At 37.6% G+C, this 290-nt stretch carries 1 protein-coding gene; it reads left to right on the forward strand.

From position 1 onward, the window contains the following. Positions 1-290, forward strand: a 290-nt coding sequence (locus CWB99_RS22935; protein ID WP_138686231.1) for a DDE-type integrase/transposase/recombinase, incomplete at both ends; no start/stop codon positions are given.

A 290-nucleotide genomic window follows, 5' to 3' on the forward strand; every position in this document is an offset into this window, starting at 1 on the left:
TATGGATTTACATTCTCGTCGTATTATTGGTTGGGCTTTAAGTAAGCGAATGACAGTTCAATTAGTAGAACGCGCTCTACAAATGGCAATTAATCTGAGGAACCCACCAAAAGGAGTTATATTTCATAGTGATAGAGGTTCACAGTACACAAGTAAATGTTATCAGGCGTTACTAACGAAGCATGGTTTTATTGCTTCAATGAGTGGCAAAGAAGCGTGTCTAGATAATGCAGTTGTCGAGCGTTTTTTTGGGAGTTTAAAGAATGAATGGCTGCTAAATGTTAGGAAAT

Origin of the sequence: Pseudoalteromonas rubra (assembly GCF_005887095.1) — a bacterium.
Classification (GTDB): Bacteria; Pseudomonadota; Gammaproteobacteria; order Enterobacterales; family Alteromonadaceae; genus Pseudoalteromonas; species Pseudoalteromonas rubra_E.